Source organism: Spirillospora sp. NBC_01491 (genome assembly GCF_036227065.1).
Classification (GTDB): Bacteria; Actinomycetota; Actinomycetes; order Streptosporangiales; family Streptosporangiaceae; genus Spirillospora; species Spirillospora xylanilytica.
The window spans coordinates 629,170-646,530 of the sequence record NZ_CP109432.1 but is presented as its reverse complement, the minus strand read 5'-3'; the positions used below and the strand labels follow the sequence as shown (position 1 = coordinate 646,530).

General features: G+C 70.2%; 19 protein-coding genes and 2 pseudogenes. 9 read left to right on the top strand and 12 right to left on the bottom strand.

Going from position 1 to position 17,361, the window contains the following annotated elements:
• Positions 1-37: 37 nt before the first annotated feature.
• Entirely contained in the window at positions 38-610 is a 573-nt protein-coding gene (locus tag OHA34_RS03190) for a helix-turn-helix domain-containing protein (RefSeq protein WP_329520643.1), read from the bottom strand.
• 111 nt (positions 611-721) lie between these two features.
• Between OHA34_RS03190 and OHA34_RS03185 the strand changes: the two genes are divergently transcribed.
• Entirely contained in the window at positions 722-1,450 is a 729-nt protein-coding gene (locus tag OHA34_RS03185) for an aspartate/glutamate racemase family protein (protein WP_329520642.1), read from the top strand.
• 66 nt (positions 1,451-1,516) lie between these two features.
• Here OHA34_RS03185 and OHA34_RS03180 read toward each other — a convergent pair whose 3' ends face one another.
• The 4 genes from OHA34_RS03180 to OHA34_RS03165 form a co-directional block, all read right to left on the bottom strand.
• Positions 1,517-1,744 (bottom strand): hypothetical protein, encoded by a 228-nt coding sequence (locus OHA34_RS03180; RefSeq protein ID WP_329520641.1) that lies wholly within the window; start codon positions 1,742-1,744, stop codon positions 1,517-1,519.
• Positions 1,745-1,765: 21 nt separating this feature from the next.
• Positions 1,766-2,368 (bottom strand): GNAT family N-acetyltransferase, encoded by a 603-nt coding sequence (locus OHA34_RS03175; protein ID WP_329520640.1) that lies wholly within the window; start codon positions 2,366-2,368, stop codon positions 1,766-1,768.
• 682 nt (positions 2,369-3,050) lie between these two features.
• Positions 3,051-4,313 (bottom strand): DUF418 domain-containing protein, encoded by a 1,263-nt coding sequence (locus tag OHA34_RS03170; protein WP_329520639.1) that lies wholly within the window; start codon positions 4,311-4,313, stop codon positions 3,051-3,053.
• Positions 4,314-4,708: 395 nt separating this feature from the next.
• Complete coding sequence (locus OHA34_RS03165) at positions 4,709-4,900, bottom strand: hypothetical protein (protein ID WP_329520638.1); 192 nt, start codon at positions 4,898-4,900, stop codon at positions 4,709-4,711.
• A gap of 236 nt (positions 4,901-5,136) precedes the next feature.
• On the opposite strand from OHA34_RS03165, the pseudogene OHA34_RS03160 reads away from it, so the two are divergent.
• Positions 5,137-5,340: pseudogene (locus tag OHA34_RS03160) on the top strand (IS5/IS1182 family transposase); the annotation flags it as partial.
• A gap of 20 nt (positions 5,341-5,360) precedes the next feature.
• Here OHA34_RS03160 and OHA34_RS03155 read toward each other — a convergent pair.
• Together OHA34_RS03155 and OHA34_RS03150 are read right to left on the bottom strand one after the other, a co-directional pair.
• On the bottom strand, positions 5,361-5,768 hold the full coding sequence (locus OHA34_RS03155) for a DUF1877 family protein (protein ID WP_329520637.1): 408 nt from the start codon (positions 5,766-5,768) through the stop codon (positions 5,361-5,363).
• Positions 5,769-6,132: 364 nt separating this feature from the next.
• Positions 6,133-6,582 carry a hypothetical protein gene (locus OHA34_RS03150; RefSeq protein ID WP_329520636.1) on the bottom strand — a complete coding sequence of 150 codons (450 nt, stop codon included), beginning with the start codon at positions 6,580-6,582 and terminating at the stop codon, positions 6,133-6,135.
• Between the two features lie 783 nt (positions 6,583-7,365).
• Here OHA34_RS03150 and OHA34_RS03145 point away from each other — a divergent pair.
• Positions 7,366-8,574, top strand: a complete 1,209-nt coding sequence (locus tag OHA34_RS03145; protein ID WP_329520635.1) for an alpha/beta fold hydrolase — start codon at positions 7,366-7,368, stop codon at positions 8,572-8,574.
• Between the two features lie 64 nt (positions 8,575-8,638).
• Here OHA34_RS03145 and OHA34_RS03140 read toward each other — a convergent pair whose 3' ends face one another.
• The gene (locus OHA34_RS03140; protein ID WP_329520634.1) at positions 8,639-9,103 is read right to left on the bottom strand and encodes a hypothetical protein; all 465 of its coding nucleotides are present in this window, start codon (positions 9,101-9,103) and stop codon (positions 8,639-8,641) included.
• Between the two features lie 61 nt (positions 9,104-9,164).
• Between OHA34_RS03140 and OHA34_RS03135 the strand changes: the two genes are divergently transcribed.
• Entirely contained in the window at positions 9,165-10,208 is a 1,044-nt protein-coding gene (locus OHA34_RS03135) for a tyrosine-type recombinase/integrase (RefSeq protein ID WP_285943470.1), read from the top strand.
• A 118-nt stretch (positions 10,209-10,326) separates the two neighbouring features.
• On the opposite strand, the gene OHA34_RS03130 is transcribed toward OHA34_RS03135, so the two are convergent.
• Positions 10,327-10,473 carry a hypothetical protein gene (locus OHA34_RS03130; RefSeq protein ID WP_329520633.1) on the bottom strand — a complete coding sequence of 49 codons (147 nt, stop codon included), beginning with the start codon at positions 10,471-10,473 and terminating at the stop codon, positions 10,327-10,329.
• 39 nt (positions 10,474-10,512) lie between these two features.
• On the opposite strand from OHA34_RS03130, the gene OHA34_RS03125 reads away from it, so the two are divergent.
• Positions 10,513-10,758 (top strand): hypothetical protein, encoded by a 246-nt coding sequence (locus OHA34_RS03125; RefSeq protein WP_329520632.1) that lies wholly within the window; start codon positions 10,513-10,515, stop codon positions 10,756-10,758.
• Here the strand turns inward: OHA34_RS03125 and OHA34_RS03120 are convergent.
• Positions 10,665-10,940: pseudogene (locus OHA34_RS03120) on the bottom strand (hydrolase); the annotation flags it as partial. The gene OHA34_RS03125 and the pseudogene OHA34_RS03120 overlap by 94 nt on opposite strands.
• A gap of 221 nt (positions 10,941-11,161) precedes the next feature.
• On the opposite strand from OHA34_RS03120, the gene OHA34_RS03115 reads away from it, so the two are divergent.
• The 4 genes from OHA34_RS03115 (at position 11,162) to OHA34_RS03100 (ending at position 14,849) form a co-directional block, all read left to right on the top strand.
• Entirely contained in the window at positions 11,162-11,839 is a 678-nt protein-coding gene (locus tag OHA34_RS03115; protein ID WP_329520631.1) for a DedA family protein, read from the top strand.
• Positions 11,840-11,947: 108 nt separating this feature from the next.
• Entirely contained in the window at positions 11,948-12,739 is a 792-nt protein-coding gene (locus OHA34_RS03110) for a phosphatase PAP2 family protein (protein ID WP_285943473.1), read from the top strand.
• A 302-nt stretch (positions 12,740-13,041) separates the two neighbouring features.
• Positions 13,042-14,016 carry an ABC transporter ATP-binding protein gene (locus tag OHA34_RS03105; RefSeq protein ID WP_285943474.1) on the top strand — a complete coding sequence of 325 codons (975 nt, stop codon included), beginning with the start codon at positions 13,042-13,044 and terminating at the stop codon, positions 14,014-14,016.
• Positions 14,013-14,849, top strand: a complete 837-nt coding sequence (locus OHA34_RS03100; protein WP_329520630.1) for an ABC transporter permease — start codon at positions 14,013-14,015, stop codon at positions 14,847-14,849. The genes OHA34_RS03105 and OHA34_RS03100 overlap by 4 nt, the downstream gene beginning before the upstream one ends.
• A 27-nt stretch (positions 14,850-14,876) precedes the next feature.
• On the opposite strand, the gene OHA34_RS03095 is transcribed toward OHA34_RS03100, so the two are convergent.
• Together OHA34_RS03095 and OHA34_RS03090 are read right to left on the bottom strand one after the other, a co-directional pair.
• Positions 14,877-15,536 carry a response regulator transcription factor gene (locus tag OHA34_RS03095; protein WP_285943476.1) on the bottom strand — a complete coding sequence of 220 codons (660 nt, stop codon included), beginning with the start codon at positions 15,534-15,536 and terminating at the stop codon, positions 14,877-14,879.
• A 33-nt stretch (positions 15,537-15,569) separates the two neighbouring features.
• Positions 15,570-17,318: a sensor histidine kinase gene (locus OHA34_RS03090; protein WP_329520629.1), complete on the bottom strand. Its 1,749-nt coding sequence runs from the start codon at positions 17,316-17,318 to the stop codon at positions 15,570-15,572.
• Positions 17,319-17,361: the final 43 nt, after the last annotated feature.

Sequence of the window (17,361 nt, the reverse complement as noted above, 5' to 3'; positions counted from 1 at the left end):
GCCCCCTACACCTCAGGATGTAGAGACCCGCCCCACCTCAGCCGTTCTCCATGACGACGACCGCGGACGTGCCCGGCTCGACAGCCCGGAACACATGCGGCACATCACCCGGGTAGGCGACGTAGTCACCGGGCCCCAACTCCACCGGCTCCCCGGAGGGACCGACCAGCGCACGCCCACTGCTCAGCACCACATGCTCGACCGTCCCCGGGGAGTGCGGCTCGGAGAGCCGCGAACCACCAGGCTCCGCCGTCACCCGGTACACGTCCCGCCGCGCGCCCGGGGGACAGGCGGCCAACAGCACCGCCCCATAGTCGGACCGCTCCGAACGCGCCACCGGCCCCTGCCCCGCCCGGATCACCCGCACCCCCGGACGCGGCGGATCGACCAGCCGGCTGAACGGCACACCGAGCGCCGTCCCGAGCGCCCACAACGTCTCCACGCTCGGATTGCCCGCCCCCGACTCCAGGTGGGACAGCGTGGACTTCGCCAACCCCGCCCGCCGCGCCAGCTCGGTCAGCGACAGCCCGGCCCGACCACGCTCCCGGCGGATCGACGCCGCGATCAGCGCGATGAGATCGAGCGGCGGCTCCGGCGGTCCATCTCCCACGGGTTCGCTCCAGACTCCGGTGCGTTCGACTTGACGAACACAAGGCTGTTCATTCTAATGAACAAAAGTTCGCCAGAACGAACGATCCGTCCAGCGTCCAGGGGAGACCCCATGAAGCACCTCGGCATACTCGCGCACAGCACCGAAGGCGCCGCCCTGTGCTTCCGCGCCTTCTGCCAGCGAGGATTCACCGAACTCGGCCCGCACGAACACCCCGACGTCACCCTGGACTGCATCTCCATGGCCCGCAGCATGGACGCCTGGGACAGCGGAGACCACCAATCCATCCGCGCCACCCTCGCGACGAGCGTCCAACGCCTCGCCCACGCCGGCGCCGACTTCTTCGCCTGCCCCGACAACACCGCCCACATGGCCCTGGAGCAACCGGGGGAGGACCTCGCCCTGCCCGGCCTCCACATCGCCGACGCCGTCGCCGCCCAGGCATCCCGCGACGGGCGCGAACGCGTCGCCGTCCTCGGCACCCGTTACACCATGGACGGCCCCGTCTACCCCCGGGCCCTCGCCGCCCACGGCATCCAGGCCGAGATCCCCGACGCGGACGACCGCCGCACCGTCAACGAGATCATCTTCGCCGAGCTGGTGAACGGCGTCTTCACCGAACCCGCCCGCGACGCCTACCTCGCCGTCATCGCACGGCTCGCCGCCCGCGGCTGCGACGCCGTCGCCCTGGTCTGCACCGAGATCCCGCTCCTGATCACCCCGGAAGTCTCACCGCTGCCCACCCTGGACTCCACCCGCCTCCTGGCCGCCGCCGCCTTCGACACCGCCATCGGCCGCACCCCGCTCCCAACCTGGCGCGGCGGCCCCACCGCACACTGACACCGCCTCACGGCCCAGGGGAGTGGCGCACCGCGAAGCAGGGGGCCGTTTGTCGCTCGCCAACGATCATGTCCTCGCTGTCCTGCTGATTGACAGGAAGTGCGGACGGTGCGGAAGGACAGCCCGATCTGCTCGGCGAGCATCCGCAGCGACGTCCTCCACGCTCAGCGTGTCCTCGTCGTCGACCGGCTGGTGCCCGCTGTGGGAGCGCATCGGCTCGAACTCCAATGCGATGTCACCGAGCGCGAACTGGCAGCCCGTCATCACCGCGACCAGCTTCACCGAGTCGCCCATCAGCGGTTCTGACACAGTTTCTTAGCGAGGATCCCTGCGCATGCACCATGTGCGGGGGCCGTTGTCGGGGAGTTGGACGTCGGCTGTGACCTTGAAGCCGAGGCGCTCGTAGAAGACCACGTTCCGCTCGCTGGAGGTCTCCAGGAATGCCGGGTGTCCGTCGCGCGCAGCCGCCTCGATGCCGGGGACCAGCACCGCGCTGCCAAGGCCCCGCCCCTGGGCTTCGGGTGCGACTGCCACGGTGTTGAGGAACCACGCCGGCTCCTGCGGCCGATACGGGGCGACGGCCTGCTCTGCGGCCTCGTAGGCGGCCGCCCGATTACCGGTGAGGTCGCCGACCAGTGGGCCGATTTCGGCGAAGGCGGGCGAGGGGTCCTGGTCGGGAGTGGCCCAGACAGCGACAGCGCGGCTCGCGTCGGCGACCCAGACGCGGCCGTACACCATCCCGATGCGAGTCAGGCACAGCTTCTGGAAGCGCCGAATCCGGTCCTCGTGGTCATCTGCGGCGATCACGTGCTGCGTGTAGGGGTAGTCGGCGAAGGCCTGGGTGAGGGTGTCCACCGCGGTGGGGATGTCGGCGTCGGTGATGGGGCGTACGGAAGCGGCATTCTGGTGCTGTGGCATGCCAATTAAACGATCTTGGCGGCAGAAGAATTCCCGAACGCGTTACGCTGAGAGATCGGCCTCACTGCCGCCGTCTGACCGTGCCCCGACCTTCAAGAAACCCTTCGTTTTCTGAAGATCGCCCTGTGTCGATGTCGGACGTTCCCTGCAGAGAACTTCTGATTCTTCCGCTGTCAGTACTCCTCTGCATTACGGTCGATCTTGTCAGTACTCCCGTGCTCAAGGGTGATGGTGTGGCATGGACGGTGGGTCGGCGGAAGTCCCTGAGCGGGGTGTGCTGATGGCCTCGGAGGAGGTGTGGGCGGTCGCTGTCCGCCAGTCGGAGGTGATCGGGAGGCTGGCGTGGGAGGAGGGGGAGCCGGTCCTCACGCCGTCCCTTGCCTGGTCGCCGCGAAGGTGCCGTCGAGCGAGATCGGCCAGCGTGCTCTCGCCCGGCTGTCGGGCCGCTGCGCGGGGCGGTGCACGATCTGACGGCCGCCCGGATCTGGGGCATCAACTGCGCACTGGCCGCCACCGAACTGCTCGTGCTTGCCGGTAGGCGCGCCCCCAGGACCGGAAATCCGGCCGCCACCAGAATTCGGTTCGACATTTTCTGTCGAATGACGGTCTTCATTTCCGTGCCGGACAAACCAATGCGCCTTTCCTCTTGAAGCGGACAAGAGAGTAAACGCACGAAATAAAACTATGGCTGGGGCGACCGTGTCCCGCTGTGCGGGCGCCACGGTGGTGTCGACAGCGTGGTCCAGGCGCGCAGCAGCCACTCCAGCGGGCCGTAGGCGTGGTGTCGCAGCCACCATCGGCTGGCCACTGTCTGCGCCGCGAACAAGGTCAGGGCGATCGCAGCGATGCCGATGGGCGGGACACGGCCGACGAGGGCGGCCCCGAAGCCGGTGAACAGCAGGGCACAGACCAGGGACTGACCGAGATAGTTGGTCAGCGACATGCGGCCCGCTGGCGCGAGCGCGGTGACCACGGCCCGGCTGAAGCGGCCGCGGACCAAGCGGAACACGGTCGCCGCGTAGGCGGCGGCCACCAGGGGAGCGGTGATCACGTCGAGGCCCAAGGCGAAGAGCTGGTACGCGGACTCGGGGTGGTTCAGGCTCGCGTCCGCGTACACGATGCCGCCCAGCAGTCCAACCGTGAAGCCGATCCACTGGAGCCGCCGCAGGAGTCGCTGGTGCCGGTCGGTGTCCGCGAGGGCTCGCCGGCGTCCGGCCGCCAGTCCCAGCAGGAAGGCGGCGAGCGCAGACGGCGCCTGGAAGAAGGCCAGCAGAACGGCCACGTCCGGCAGTACCTGGAGGTGAGCGCCGACGACCGATGCCGGCCCGCCACGCAGGGCCTCGGTCGCCTCGGCCGCGGCGGATGCCGTGGAGGCAGCGATCGTACCGCCCCCGCCCGCATGGGCGACGGCGAGCGCGAGGAGCGCGTATCCGACGGCGGTCACCGCCAGCAGCGCCACGGCGATCCGTATCGCGGTACGGGGCTGGATGCGGCGCAGCGCGAGCAGGATGAGGCCGAGGGCGGCGTACAGCGTGAGGATGTCGCCGGGGAACAGGACGACGGCGTGGATGACGCCGATCACGAACAGCCCGGTCAGGCGCCGCAGGAAGCGTGGTGTGAACCGGGTGCCGCGTCGCTCGGCCGAGTCGATCTGCAGCGTGAAGCTGTAGCCGAACAGGAAGGAGAACAGCAGGAAGAACTTCGCCTCGAAGAGCACCGCCACCAGCCAGCGGACGGCCTCGCTCAGCGGGCCGCCCAGACCCGGGTCCTCCAGGCCGGTGCCGTGATAGGCGGAGGCCATGTAGGTGATGTTGACCATCAGGATGCCGAGCAGCGCGAAGCCGCGCAGCGCGTCCACCTGCGCCAGCCGGGCGCCGCCTGACTGCTCCTCCCGTGTCGTGGGCAGGGGGCGCGAGGGGCTCTCCGTACGTGGTCGGGTGCTCACGACACTCCTCAGAGCTATCGAATCCTAAACGGTCGTTTTCAGAACGAGCGTACTATGATCGTCGGTGGAGATTGAACAAGCGGAGGCACACCGACGGCCACGCGCCGAGAGAAGGAGACCGTGGGCGCATCACAGGAGGCGGCAGGCCGGGGCGACAGCGGCGCTCCCCGTCTGCGCCGGGTGATTACCGAAGGAACTGGGAGGCGTTCGGCCGCACACTCGGCCGCACACTCGGCCGCGCGCTCGGTCCGCCCGAGAAGGGCCGGACGTTCCTCGTCTCCCATCTGCACCACGACCGCGGCATCACCGCGCTCGACGGTGCGGGCCACTCAGGTGAGGCGGGATGTTCGGCTTCTTGATCGGCACGAGAGCAAGGTTGCGGGCCTCGGCCACGATTAGCCCGCACAGGCTGGCCGCAAAGTCCTCCATCGCCGGGTCGGCACCGGAGATGTGGTGAAGTCGGCCGCCAGCCCGGTCCGGTCGAACACCCCCAGCAGCAGCCCGGGGAAGTCCACCCTCGACAGCATCTGATCGGTCAGGGCGCTGAACAGGCAGATGTTGCGGTAGGGGAGTGGGCTGAGGATCACAGCGAGTCTGTTTCTTGAGCGGGGATCGTGGATTGTGTTTGCTGGAGGTGCGCCAGAACGGGGGAGAGGTTGGCGAGGTCGCGGGCTGTGTCGGCGGCGACTTGGTGTAAAGACTGGTCGTAGAGAGGTTCTTGTACCCGAGCACCGCTTGCAACTCGTTGAGTCCACCGCCATTACGCAAGACGCCGACGGCGCTACGTCAACGAGACGGTCGCGCTGCTGTCGGCCCGATCAAGACGCCCTACAAGGGCAAGGACAAGCCCGAGCCGCTCAAGAACGCCAACCGCTCCCGCGCCGAGCTCCGCGGACCGGGCGAACGAGCCGACGTTCAGCTGAAGAACTGGAAGATCCTGGCCAAGCTACGTTGCTGCCCGCATCGAGCCGGTCACCTGGCCAAGGCCATCCTCGTCCTCCAGAACCGCGAGCTCAACGCACGTTGAAAAGATCATTGGTTCACCTGCTACCAGGCCGTGATCTTCATACCTGCCGCTGCGTCGGCCGCCCTTCGGTAGACATCCATGAGGGCCATGAAGTGAGCCTTGAGGTAGTTGTCGATGCCCGGGTCCTTGCAACCCTTCCCCTGCGGCGTTTCCTGGTAAGCGGCCAAGTATCGCTCGAAGGTCACGATCTGCAGTTGTTGCCAGTTCCGCTGGACTTCCTCGGGGTCGAGTTGCCTCTCGTAGATACCTCCGCCGTCAGAGTCCTCGTCCCCGGTCGCGATGAAGATGTTCCCGGTCACGATGAATTCGCCGTCGAGCCCGACTGCGTTGAGGCCTTCGGCGAGGTCGAACCAGCTCGTGTCGATGTCGACCTCCTTGCCGGCGGGCTCCGCGCCGTGTACCGGCTGCAGGTATGTGTACGCGCCCACGGCGTTTATCTCCCTTGGGTCTGGCGTCCCGGCTCGTGCTGCCGCAAGGCCCGGCCTGTCTGGGGTCGTGCCGCAGCAACAGCGCAACACATGATGTAGCGCGCACCATTATGTATCCGCGCGGCCCTGCGCGTGGTTCAGGTCGAATCGCGCTACACCAGCCCACCACGCACGCCAGCCGTCCGAGCTCCTTCCCAGCCCGTCGTGCTCACCGGCCAGCGGCAACTGCCCCTGGGCTGCGACCCGTTTACTGCCGGTCAGCCGACGTTCGGGGGGTGGAAAAGGCTCACTGAACTGCGATGGCGCCGACCACGCCCCACTCAAGGCTCTGCTCGAAGTGCCGGGCGGCCGAGCAGGGACGCGCTCATTCACTGGCGTCGGGGCGAGCGACGCATGTGGTGGCCGGCGGGGACTCCCAAGGAGTCAACTTAACATAATGTACATTATCGACCATCCCCGAGACCGCCAGGAAGAGGGGCGAAACGGGTCTCCATCGCCTCGTGGTGCACCTCTGATCGCCGATCGTCGTGAACGGCCGCTCGAGCTCGCGGCTGCGCGGCTGATCGCCGTCCTGCAACATGGCCGGGTCCCGACCGGCCGGGCCGTCCCAACGTTCACGGACAAGATCGACATGTGGTTGGCCGGCGGCGGGCGTCGTTGAGTTGATCAACTCCAGCGGCACGTCCGGGCGGACAAGTGACCCACCATTGGTCAGCCGTCCTGAGTGGCGACTTTTCTCGTGCCCGGCGCTTGGTTTGCCGTCGACGCCTGAGAAGGCCGGACTGGCCGAAATCATGGGATTCGTGGTCATCACGGGACCGCTCCCCGGCGGGCCCGTCCACGTGTTCCGGCTGTCATACCGAACAGAATTTCGTTTCTGTTCGATATGACCACATATGAGCTATTTTTCACTCAATGCCCGGAGGGCATCACAGTCGGCGGCCGACTGTCAGGACGGCCGACCAATGGCGGGTCACTTGTCCGCCTGGACGTGCCGCAAGGCGGCGGCGTATCTCCTGGAAGAGGTGCTCACGCTTGGCCGGTTCCATGGGCGCGGCACAACCAGGCCGACTTCCCGGACGTTTCGGTGATCACCTCCACTCCAGCAGGGCGATGTAGTCCCCCGCCGTATAACGACGGGCTCCTCCGCCAGGGCCTCCCCCAGTTCGATCGCCGTGATCCGGAAACCCATCCGCGCCAGCGGCAGTGTCGCCTTCCCAGGGCCGCACCCCACCTCCAGGAGGCGCGCGGGCGGTTTCACCCCCGTCATCGTGAGCAGGTCGGCATACAGCTCGTCCGGATAGTCCGGACGGGCCTTCTGGTACAGCGAAGCCGCTCTGTCGAAGGTCGTGCGCAGTTGAGGGTCGTGGGACATGCCTCGAGCGTATGGGCGGGACTTGCAACGGATGGGGGTACAGGTCCACTCCCCCGGCGGGTCGTGGCCCGGACTCGCAGCCGACGTGGCCGCGAGGGCGGCCTCGGCCGGGTTCTCTGGCGGGGGCCTGCCGTGTTGTTCGCGAGTAGGACGGTTGCGGGGGTGTGTACGTCCGGTGCGGTAGTGAGGGACACCGCAGAGGGACGACGACCCGGGGCGCTGGTGCGACTGACAATCGTCGGTGTCCGCATCATCGATTCGTGGCCGATTGGAGTTGCCATGCGCGGGTCTTTTGATCGTCGGGGTTTTCTGCGGGTGTCCGGTGTCGCGGGGCTGGCGACCGCCGGTGTGGCGGCGGGTTCTGGAATGGCGTCAGCGGGGGCGGTGCCGGGTTCGGGCGTGCCGGGGCCGGCGGACGACGGTGTCACCGGGGGGCGTTTCGCCGTTCGTCATCGGATCGTGCGGACGAACGGGATCGATATGCATGTGGCCGAGGCGGGTCGGGGGCCGGTCGTTCTGCTCCTGCACGGTTTTCCGGAGTTCTGGTATTCCTGGCGTCATCAGCTTCCCGTTCTGGCGGCGGCGGGCTTTCGCGCCGTCGCTCCGGATCTGCGGGGGTACGGGCGTACGGATGCTCCGAAGGTGGCGGGCGGGTACAGCCTGCGCGACAATCTGGCTGATCTGACCGGGTTGCTCGATGCGCTGGGTGTGCGGGGTGCGGCGGTCGTCGGACATGATCAGGGGGCGACGGTCGCCTGGGCGGGTGCGCAGTTGTATCCGGAGCGTTTTCCGGTGGTGGTGTCGTTGGGGGTGCCTTATCCGGGGCGGCTTCCCTTGCCCATTACGCAATACATGCGGCAGACCAATCCAGGCATGTTCAACGTCGTCGTCTACTTTCAGCGGCAGGGTGTCGCGGAGGCGGAGCTGGACGCGGATGTGGATTGCACGCTGCGCATGACGTTGTTCGCGTTGTCAGGCGATGCCCCGGCCGATCTGGTGCCGCGCTGGTTGATGCGGACGCCCGAGGGGTCCGGCTATCTGGATCCCCTTCCCGATCCTGGTCGTCCTTCACACTGGTCGCGTTGGCTCGGTGATGCCGAGTTCGGCCACTATGTGCGGGAGTTCGGGCGGACGGGGTTTGCCGGGGCGATCCGGCGTTATCGGTCTCTCGATTTCGACTGGTCGGATCTGCCGGAGATCGGGACGTTGAAGGTCGGGCAGCCCGCGTTGTACGTGACGGGTGATCGGGACTCCGCGTACGTGTTCAACAAGGATCTCGATCCGATGCGCGCGATGGTGCCGGGTCTGCGCGATGTGGTGGTCCTGCGCGGGTGTGGTCATTGGACGCAGCAGGAGCGTGCGCGCCAGGTAAACGGGCGTCTGGTGCGATTCCTGCGGTCCGAGTACGCGGGAGGCGTCCCGCGCGGGTGAGTGCCGCGGGCCGTGGAGAGTGGGCGCGGCGTGTGGCTGTGCCGTCGAAGGGCCGTCGGGGGCGTCAGGTGGCCGGGGCCGTGCGGTGGGGTTCGAGGGCGCGCATGTAGTCGACGAGTCGGACTCCGATCTCGATGGCGATGTCGGGTCCGTCGAGGTCGGGGTCGAGCCAGGTTTCGGAGACACGGCGCCAAGTGGCCGGGCCGATGAAGGGGCCGGCGACGGGGGCGGTGCCGAGTTGGGGGCGCCAGCGGGGTTCGGCGGCGGTCAGGCGGGTGAGGGCGGCGTCGTTGTCGGTTTCGGCGCGGTGTTCGGCGTGGAAGCCGATCTCCAGTGCGCGGGTGCGGGCTTGTGGGAGGAGGTCGGCGTTGATGAGCTGGGCCTCGTAGTGTTCGCGGCCGGGTTCGGGGGTGTCGAACCAGGCTTTGACGCCGCGGGGGTGGACGCGCAGGTGGAGGTCGCCGAGTTCGGTCGGGGTGGTTCCCCGGACGACTTCGCCGACCTGGTCGAACAGTTCCCATTCGGCCATGGTGCACCTCCTGTTCGATCTTAGTGGGGCTTCTGTCGGTGGCGGACGGTAGCGTCGGCGGGTGCGTCCCACCGATGTTCAGCCGTTGACCGTGGCCGTGGCCGTCGACCGTTATGCGGAGATGGTTCGGGCGAAGACCGCGACGGGTGCCCTGGCGCCCGGTACCGCCGAGGTGTATGCGCGTGATGTACATACGTTCGCGGGGTTGGCGGGTGGGGAGCGGGTGCTGGACGACCTGTCGGGTGAGGATGTCGATGAGGTGCTGCTGAGGTTCGCGCGTAAGCCGGACGGGCGGCGGGTGCGGGCGCCGGGGGGTTCGGCCGGTGCGGGTCCGTTGCAGAGTGCGGCGTCGCAGGCGCGGTTCCGCCGGTCGGTGTCGGCGTTCTTCCAGTACGCGACGATCGCGGGGTGGGTGCAGTTGAACCCGATGGGTGCGGTGACGTTGCGGGCGAAGGAGCGGGGCGGGTTGCGGGCTGAGCGGCGGGCGCTGACGGCCGAGCAGGCGGAGGGGCTGCTGGGGGCGGCGCGGGGGTTGGTGCGGGATGCGCCCGAGCCGGGGCGGCGGGCCGATCAGCGGACGGAGTTGCGGGATGGGCTGATCGTGTTGTTGCTGGCGGCGGTGGGGCCTCGGGTGTCGGAGCTGACGCGGGCGAACGTCGAGGATTTCTTCGTGAACGCGGGGACGCGGTATTGGCGGATCTTCGGTAAGGGTGGACGGACGAGGGATGTGCCGCTCCCCCGTCCGGTCGTCGAGGTGTTGGACGCGTATGTGGCGGAGGGGCGTTCGCTGTTGGATCGGGGGCGTGAGCCGAAGGCGTTGTTGCTGTCGTGGCGGGGGCGGCGGCTGGCGCGGGGTGACGTGCAGGCGGTGATCGATCGGGTGCAGGCGCGGGTGGAGCCGGGGCGGCGGCGGAGTGTGACGCCGCATGGTCTGCGGCATACGACGGCGACGCATCTGCTGGCTGCGGCGACGGATATGGACGCGGTGCGGCGGGTGCTGGGGCATTCGGATCTGTCGACGTTGGGGCGTTATCGGGATGAGTTGCCGGGTGAGCTGGAGGCGGCGATGCGGGTGCATCCGCTGCTGGGGCCGGTGGAGCGCTGATGTGAGCGCCGCTTCGCCGTGCGGGCTCGCGGGCCGGTGGCGGGGAGCCGGGTCCGGTGGTGGTCGGTGCGGGGCCTGGTGGCCTGGGGTGGTGGCCTGGGGTGGTGGCCTGGGGTGGTCAGGGGGTGAGCAGGGTGCGGGCGAGGGCGTACGCCTGGGTGAGGTCGTCGCCGCGGTAGTCGAGGGCGGCGAGGTCGGCCAGGTGGTGGTCGGCGTTGACGGCGACGGTGTTGGTGAGGTGGCGGAACAGCGGTGCGTCCGACATGGAGTCGCCGTAGGCGATGCAGCGGGAGGACGGCAGGTCGTGCCGGGTGCGGAGGTCTTCGGTGATGGTGACCTTGTCGGCGGGGGTGAGGACGCCGTCCGGGTCGAGGGGTTCGGTGAAGGGCAGTGGGGGAAGCGGGAGGCGATGACGTCGTCGAAGCCGAGGTCCAGCAGGTGCCGGGCGAAGAAGTCGGGCGACATGGTGATGACGGCGGAGTGCTCGCCGCGGGCGCGGATGTCGGCGCAGACGTCGGCGATGCCGTTGAGCCAGGTGGCGGTGGTGTAGGCGGTGGCGACGGTGCTCGGGGTGAGGTGGTGCCAGAGGCGGTGGATGGCGGCGGAGAAGCCGCGGGTGTCCAGGGTGCCGGCGGCGAAGCGGGCCTCGAGGCCGTGGAGTTCGGGGAGGGTGCCCAGGTGCCGGGCGACCTCCAGGTTGGCGGTGGTGCCGGTCAGCAGGGTGCCGTCCATGTCGAAGATGTGCAGGGTTCCCACAACTGCTCATTGTGGCGGTGTGGGGGCGCCGGTGGGCGGGTCAGGAGGACCGCCGCTCCCCCGCGCTCGGGCAGGTGAGGCCCGGGGTGGCGCTCGTGGTCGAGGTGCCGCCCGCTCGGTCGTGCTGCCGAAAGTGGGGGGTGGGGGTGGTCCATCGCCGGATGCCGGCGGGGATGTCCGGTGCCTAGCGTCGGGGCATGGACGTTGTGGCCGGTCTGTTGCATACGGCGGTGACCTCGCCGTGGTTCTACCTGGTGCTGTTCGCGGTGGCGGCGATCGACGGGTTCTTCCCGGTGGTGCCGAGCGAGAGCATGGTGATCACCGCGGGGGTGTACGCGGCGTCGGGTGAGCCGGACGTGGTGGCGGTGGTGGTGCTCGCGGCGCTGGGGGCGTTCGCGGGTGATCATGTGTCGTACGGGGTGGGGCGGGGGTGGGGGCCGCGGCTGGTGCGGCGGATGCGGCCGGGCACGCGTCGGGGGCGGGCGTTCGGGTGGGCGCGGCGGACGATGGCCGAGCGGGGCGGGTTGATCTTGGTGGTGGCGCGGTACGTGCCGGGGGGCCGGACGGCGGTGACGCTGACGATGGGCGTGGTGGGGTTTCGGCTGCGGTCGTTCTCGTTGTTCGCGGCGGTGGCCGCGGTGTCGTGGGCGTTGTACGGGACTCTGCTGGGTTATGTGGGCGGGGTGGTGTTCGAGGATGATCCGGTGCTGGGGGTGGTGGTGGGGCTCGGGTTGGCGGTTTCGGTGACGGTGGGTGCCGAGGGGGTCCGTTTCCTGCGCGGCCGGAGGCGACCGGGCCCGGTGGCCGCGGAGCCGGGGCGCGGCGGGGGTGTGGGCGAGGATGCGGTGCCGGTGGAGTCGATCTCCGGTCTCTGACCTCGGTTACATGACATTCTCTACAGATCGATGAACGTAGGGTGAAGGTCGGTGGTCCCGCGGGGAGTCTCGTTTCCCGGTGGGGGCGCCTCGAGCGTGAGGGAGACAATGCAAGCGCCTGAGTTCAGCGCCGACTGGTATCGCGGCATCACCGAGTTCGCGCACGGTACGCCGTCGTGGGTGCATTCGGTGGCCGAGGTCGGCACGGATGCGGGGCTGCTGCTGTTCGCCGTGCTGTTCGTGGCGGGCTGGTGGCGGGCGCGGGGTGGTGAGGCGCGGGCGATGGGGCTGGCGCTGGCCGCGCCATGCGCGATGGTGGCGGCCTATCTGGTGAGCGAGGTCTCCAAGAGTTTCATTCAGGAGGAGCGGCCGTGCCGGGCGGTGGCGGGGGCGATGAACATCGCGGCCTGTCCGGCTCCGGGCGACTGGTCGTTCCCGAGCAACCACGCGACGATCGCGGCGGGGTCTGCGGCGGCGATCGTGGTGGCGTGGCGGGCGATGGCGCCGCTGGTGCTGCCGCTGGCGGCGTTGATGGCGCTGTCGCGGGTGTTCGTCGGGGTGCACTACCCGCACGATGTGGCGGCCGGGTTCCTGGTCGGGGTGGTGGTGGCGCCGCTGGTGGCGCTGGTGCTGGTGCGGCTGGCGGTTCCGGTGGTGACGCTGGTGCGCGGGTTGCCGTTCGGTGTGATCCTGCTGGGTCCGTCTCCGGCGGGTGCGGTGGCGGGTGCGGGCATGATCCCGCCGGGTTCGGCGCGTCCGGGCGGGGCTCGGCCCGGGGAGGTGCGGCCGGGTGCTTCGGGTGCGCACGCGGCGCCCGGTGCGCCGGATGCGGGGCAGGCGGCGCAGACGATGCCGGACGTGATGGGGGGCATGGGGCGGCACCGTCGCCCGCACGACTGATCTGATCGGGCGTCGGTACGAGTGTGCGGGTCGTTCCCGGGGGTGCTTCGGCGCCGCCGGGGGCGGCCCGTTCCGCGTGTCCGGGGGCTTGCGGTCAATGTCCTGGGGCCTTCTGGGGCGTGGGCTTGCGCCGGGCGGGGGCGGGGGCAGGGGCGGTGGTTGACGAAAGTGGGGGTGGGCGGCCGACGTTCGCGCACTGTGGCGGTACTCCCCCGGCGCCTAGCTTCGGGGTTGGCAGGTACAGGTGCCGGCGAGTGGTGCCGGGTACCGGTGGATTCCGAGAGCGCTGCCGCGGAGGCATGATGATCACGTTGCGGGGATTGACGAAGCGGTACGGGGACAGGACGGCGGTGCGGGACCTGACGCTGGAGGTCCCGGCGGGGCGGGTGACGGGGTTCCTCGGGCCCAACGGGTCGGGGAAGTCGACCACGATGCGGATGATTCTCGGGTTGGACCGGCCGACGGCCGGGGTGGCGTTGGTGGGCGGGCGTCCGTATGGGGCGTTGCGGCATCCGCTGCGGGAGGTGGGGGCGCTGCTGGACGCCAAGGCGGTGCATCCGGGCCGGTCGGCGCGGGCTCATCTGGTGGCGATGGCGCGCAGCAATGGGATCGCGGTGCGGCGGGTGGAGGAGGTGCTGGACACGGTGGGCCTGACGGCGGTGGCCGGGAGGCGGGTGGGGTCGTTCTCGCTGGGGATGGGGCAGCGGCTGGGGATCGCGGGGGCGCTGCTGGGTGATCCGCGGGTGGTGATGTTGGACGAGCCGGTGAATGGGCTGGATCCCGACGGGGTGCTGTGGGTGCGGGGGTTGATGCGGTCGCTGGCGGCCGAGGGGCGGACGGTGTTCGTGTCCAGTCATCTGATGAGCGAGATGGAGCTCATGGCGGATCGGCTGGTGGTGATCGGGCGGGGCCGGCTGATCGCGGACGCGCCGGTCGCGGAGGTGATCGCGGGGAGTTCCCGGAACGCGGTGCGGGTGCGCAGCCCGCGGGCGGGTGATCTGGCGGCGCTGCTGGCGGCCGAGGGTGTGGAGGTCGTCGAGGTGGAGGGGTGGGATCTGGTGGCGGTGGAGGTGTCGCTGGAGCGGGTGGGCCTGCTCTGCCATGAGCACGGGATCCCGCTGTATGAGTTGAGCGCGCGGGAGGCGTCGCTGGAGGAGGCGTACATGGAGCTGACGGGCGCGAGTGTGGAGTACGGGGCGGCGGCGGGCATACCGGCGGCGGGCGCGGGCGCTAGGGCGGGCGTGGCGGCTGGCCTGGGGGCGGTGGCCGGGCGATGACGGCGGTGATGGAGCGGGCGCCGGGCGGGTCCGGGGACGGGTCCGGGGACGGGGTCGGGGAGGGCGGTCCGGGCGGGTTCCGGGGCGCGGTCGCGGCGGAGTGGACCAAGCTGTGGTCGCTGCGTTCGACGTGGTGGGGGCTGGTGGGGGCGTTCGTGGTGATGGGGGTGATGTGCGTGATCCTGGGTGGGGCGGTGGCCTCCAACAACACCAACGCGATCGCCGAGGACGACCAGGGTGTGGTGGCGGTCGGCGGGATCGCGGTCGACGCCGTCGACATCGTGCAGTTCGTGGTGCTGACGCTGGCGATGCTGGTGATCACCGGTGAGTACTCCAGCGGGAGCATCCGTTCCACGTTGCAGTGGACGCCGTCGAGGGCGCGGATGCTGCTGGCCAAGGCGTCGGTGGTCGCCGGGGTGCTGTTCCCGGTCGGGGTGGCGCTGGGTGCGGTGGGCACGGCGGTGGCGTATCCGATGCTGGGCGTGTGGGGCCGTTTCTCCGTCGGCGGCGCGGTGTCGGCTGCGTTGGCCTGCGGGGTCTATCTGGCGCTGATCGGTGTGTTCGCCCTGGGGGTGGGGGCGGTGCTGCGCAGCACCGCCGGGACGTTGACGACGGTGTTCCTGCTTCTGATGGTGGTGCCGATGATGCTGGGGAGCGGTGGGTCGAAGGTGATGGCGCACATCGCCGATTCGCTGCCCAGCAGCGCCGGGCGGCATTTCATGAAGGGCGACTCGGTCCCGTATCCGGCGGTGGCGGGTTTGGTGATCCTGGTGGCCTGGGTGGTCGCGGCGCTGTGGGCGGGTTGTGTGATCCTGCGCCGCCGGGACGCCTGACCGGCTCGGGATGATCTGCGGGGCCGGTCAGGTGGTGCCGTTCACCAGGCCGGCCTCGTAGGCGATGATCGCCGCCTGGACCCGGTTGCGGACCTCCAGCCGGGTGAGGATCGCGCTGACGTAGGACTTCACGGTGCCCTCCACGACGTGGAGGCTGGTGGCGATCTCGGCGTTGGACAGTCCGGCGCCCACCAGCGCCAGGACCTGCCGTTCGCGGGGGGTGAGGGTGGTGGTGCGGCGGCGGGCCTCGGCGCCGTGTTCCAGCCGGCCGCCGCTGAGCTCGGTGATCACGCGGTGCGCGACCTTGGGCGAGAGGTAGGCGGCGCCGGCGGCGACGGCGTGCACTCCGGCGAGGAGTTCGTGCGGGTCGCCCGATTTCAGCAGGAAGCCGCTGGCGCCGTCCGACAGGGCCCGCGCGATGTACTCGTCCTCGCCGAAGGTGGTCAGTATGACGACCCCGGTGGCGGGGGCGGTGCGGCGGAGTTCGGCGGCGGCGGCGAGGCCGTCCAGGCGGGGCATCCGGATGTCGAGGAGGGCGACGTCGGGGCGGTGGGCGAGGGTCAGCTCGATCGCCTCGCGGCCGTCGCCGGCCTCGGCGACCACCTCGATGCCCGGGTCGGCGGACAGGATCGCCCGGACTCCGGCGCGGATCATGGTCTCGTCGTCGGCGAGGAGTACGCGGATCAAGCTGATCGTCCTTTTCGTGGGCGGCGGCGGGGGTCAGCGGTCGTCGGGGTCGGTGGCGGGGTGCAGGACGTCCTTGGCGGCCAGGCGTCCCTGGACGAAGCACAGCCGGTACACCGCTCCGCTGCCGAGCAGGTTGGCGTCGCTGCGGTAGTAGCGGCAGTCGGCGCCTTGGGGTTCGGGGTTCCTGGCGCGGACGGTTCCGGCGTTCATCAGTTCCATGCGGGGCGTCGAGCGTTCGACGTCGGCGCGGGGGGCGCCGATCCGCAGGGCGGTGTAGCGGTCGGGGGACAGGGCCGAGATCGGGGTGACGACGATGTAGTAGGCGGCCATGACGGTGCCGAGCACGGTGATGAGGGCGGCGGGGACGGTGATGGCGGTGATGAGGCTGCGGCGGACCTGGCGGCGTTCGCGGGCCAGGCGCAGCGCCGATTCCGATTCGGGGGTGGTGGTCTCGTCGGGTGTGGTGGCGGGGTGGTGGTGTCCTGGGGCGGGCGGGCCGGTGGGGGTGTCGCCGGCGGGGGGCAGTTCGGCGGTGACGTGGAAGCCGCCGGAGGGGGTGGGGCCGGTGGTGAGTGTGCCGCCGGCCAGCCGGGCGCGTTCGGTGAGCCCGGTGAGCCCTCGTCCGCCGCGGCTGCCGGGTTCGCCGGTCTCGTCGGGGCGCTGGGGTGGGGCGTCGTTGACGACGGTGAGGGTGAGGGTGCCGTGGGCGTCGTGGGTCAGGCGGACGGTGACGGCGGCGCCTGGGGCGTGCTTGACGGCGTTGGTGATGGCTTCCTGGACGATGCGGTGCGCGGCCAGGCGGGCCATGGGCGCCAGGCGTGCGGGGGCGTCGTCACCGGTGAGGCGCACGGGGATGCCGGAGGCGCGGGCGCGGGCGATGAGGTCGGTGATGCTCTCGTGGGCGGGACGGATCGGAGCGGTGCCCGTGCCGGTGCCGGGGGGTGTGGGGTCCTCCCCCGGGTCGGTGGCCGCTGTGTCGGTGGCCGCTGTGCCGTCGGAGTCGGGCTGGAGCACGCCGATGATCTTTCTGAGCTGGTCGGTGGCGTCGGCGGCGCCCGCGCGGAGTTCGGCCGCGGCGGTGCGGTGCCGCTCGTCCAGGCCGGGGGCGACTTGGAGGGCGCCCGCGCGGACCGCGATGAGGACCAGTTCGTGGCCGAGGGAGTCGTGCATGTCCTGGGCGATGCGGGCGCGTTCGCGGAGCCGTTCGCGTTCGGCGATGATCTGCTGTTCGCGTTCCAGGTGCTCGGCGCGTTCCCAGCCCGCGTGGACGAGTTCCTGGTACTGCCGCCAGTAGTGGCCGGCGAGCCAGGGCAGGACGCCGAGCAGCACCAGCCAGATGGTCAGTGGGAACCAGAGGGTGACGTCCGTGCCGCGGACCAGGTTGAGCATCGCTCCGGCGACGAAGACGGCGGTGAAGGCCCACAGCACCGGGCGGGAGCGGACCGTCCGCCGTCCCACCAGGTAGGACATCACGGGGAGGGCGAACGCGAAGTTGCCGTGCGCGGGGATGATCGCGAACACGGTGAGCAGGGCGGGCAGCGGCGCGGCGCGGCACAGTGCCACCGCGGCGGTGAGCAGCGCGAGCCCGGCCGCCTGTGCCCACCATCGCGGGTCGTCCGGGCGGGGCGGGATCATGTCGCCGGTCACGGGCGGGAACGCCAGCGCGGCCCACAGCAGCGCGTCGAGCCGGGCCGCGCGGCGGGTCGGGCGCCGTACTGCGTCCCGCAGCGCCGCGGGCGCCGTGCGGCGGGGGGACCGGACGGGGGGCGCCGAGTCGTTCACGCGCCCCACGTTACAAGCGTGGTGAGCTGCGTCGACACTGCCG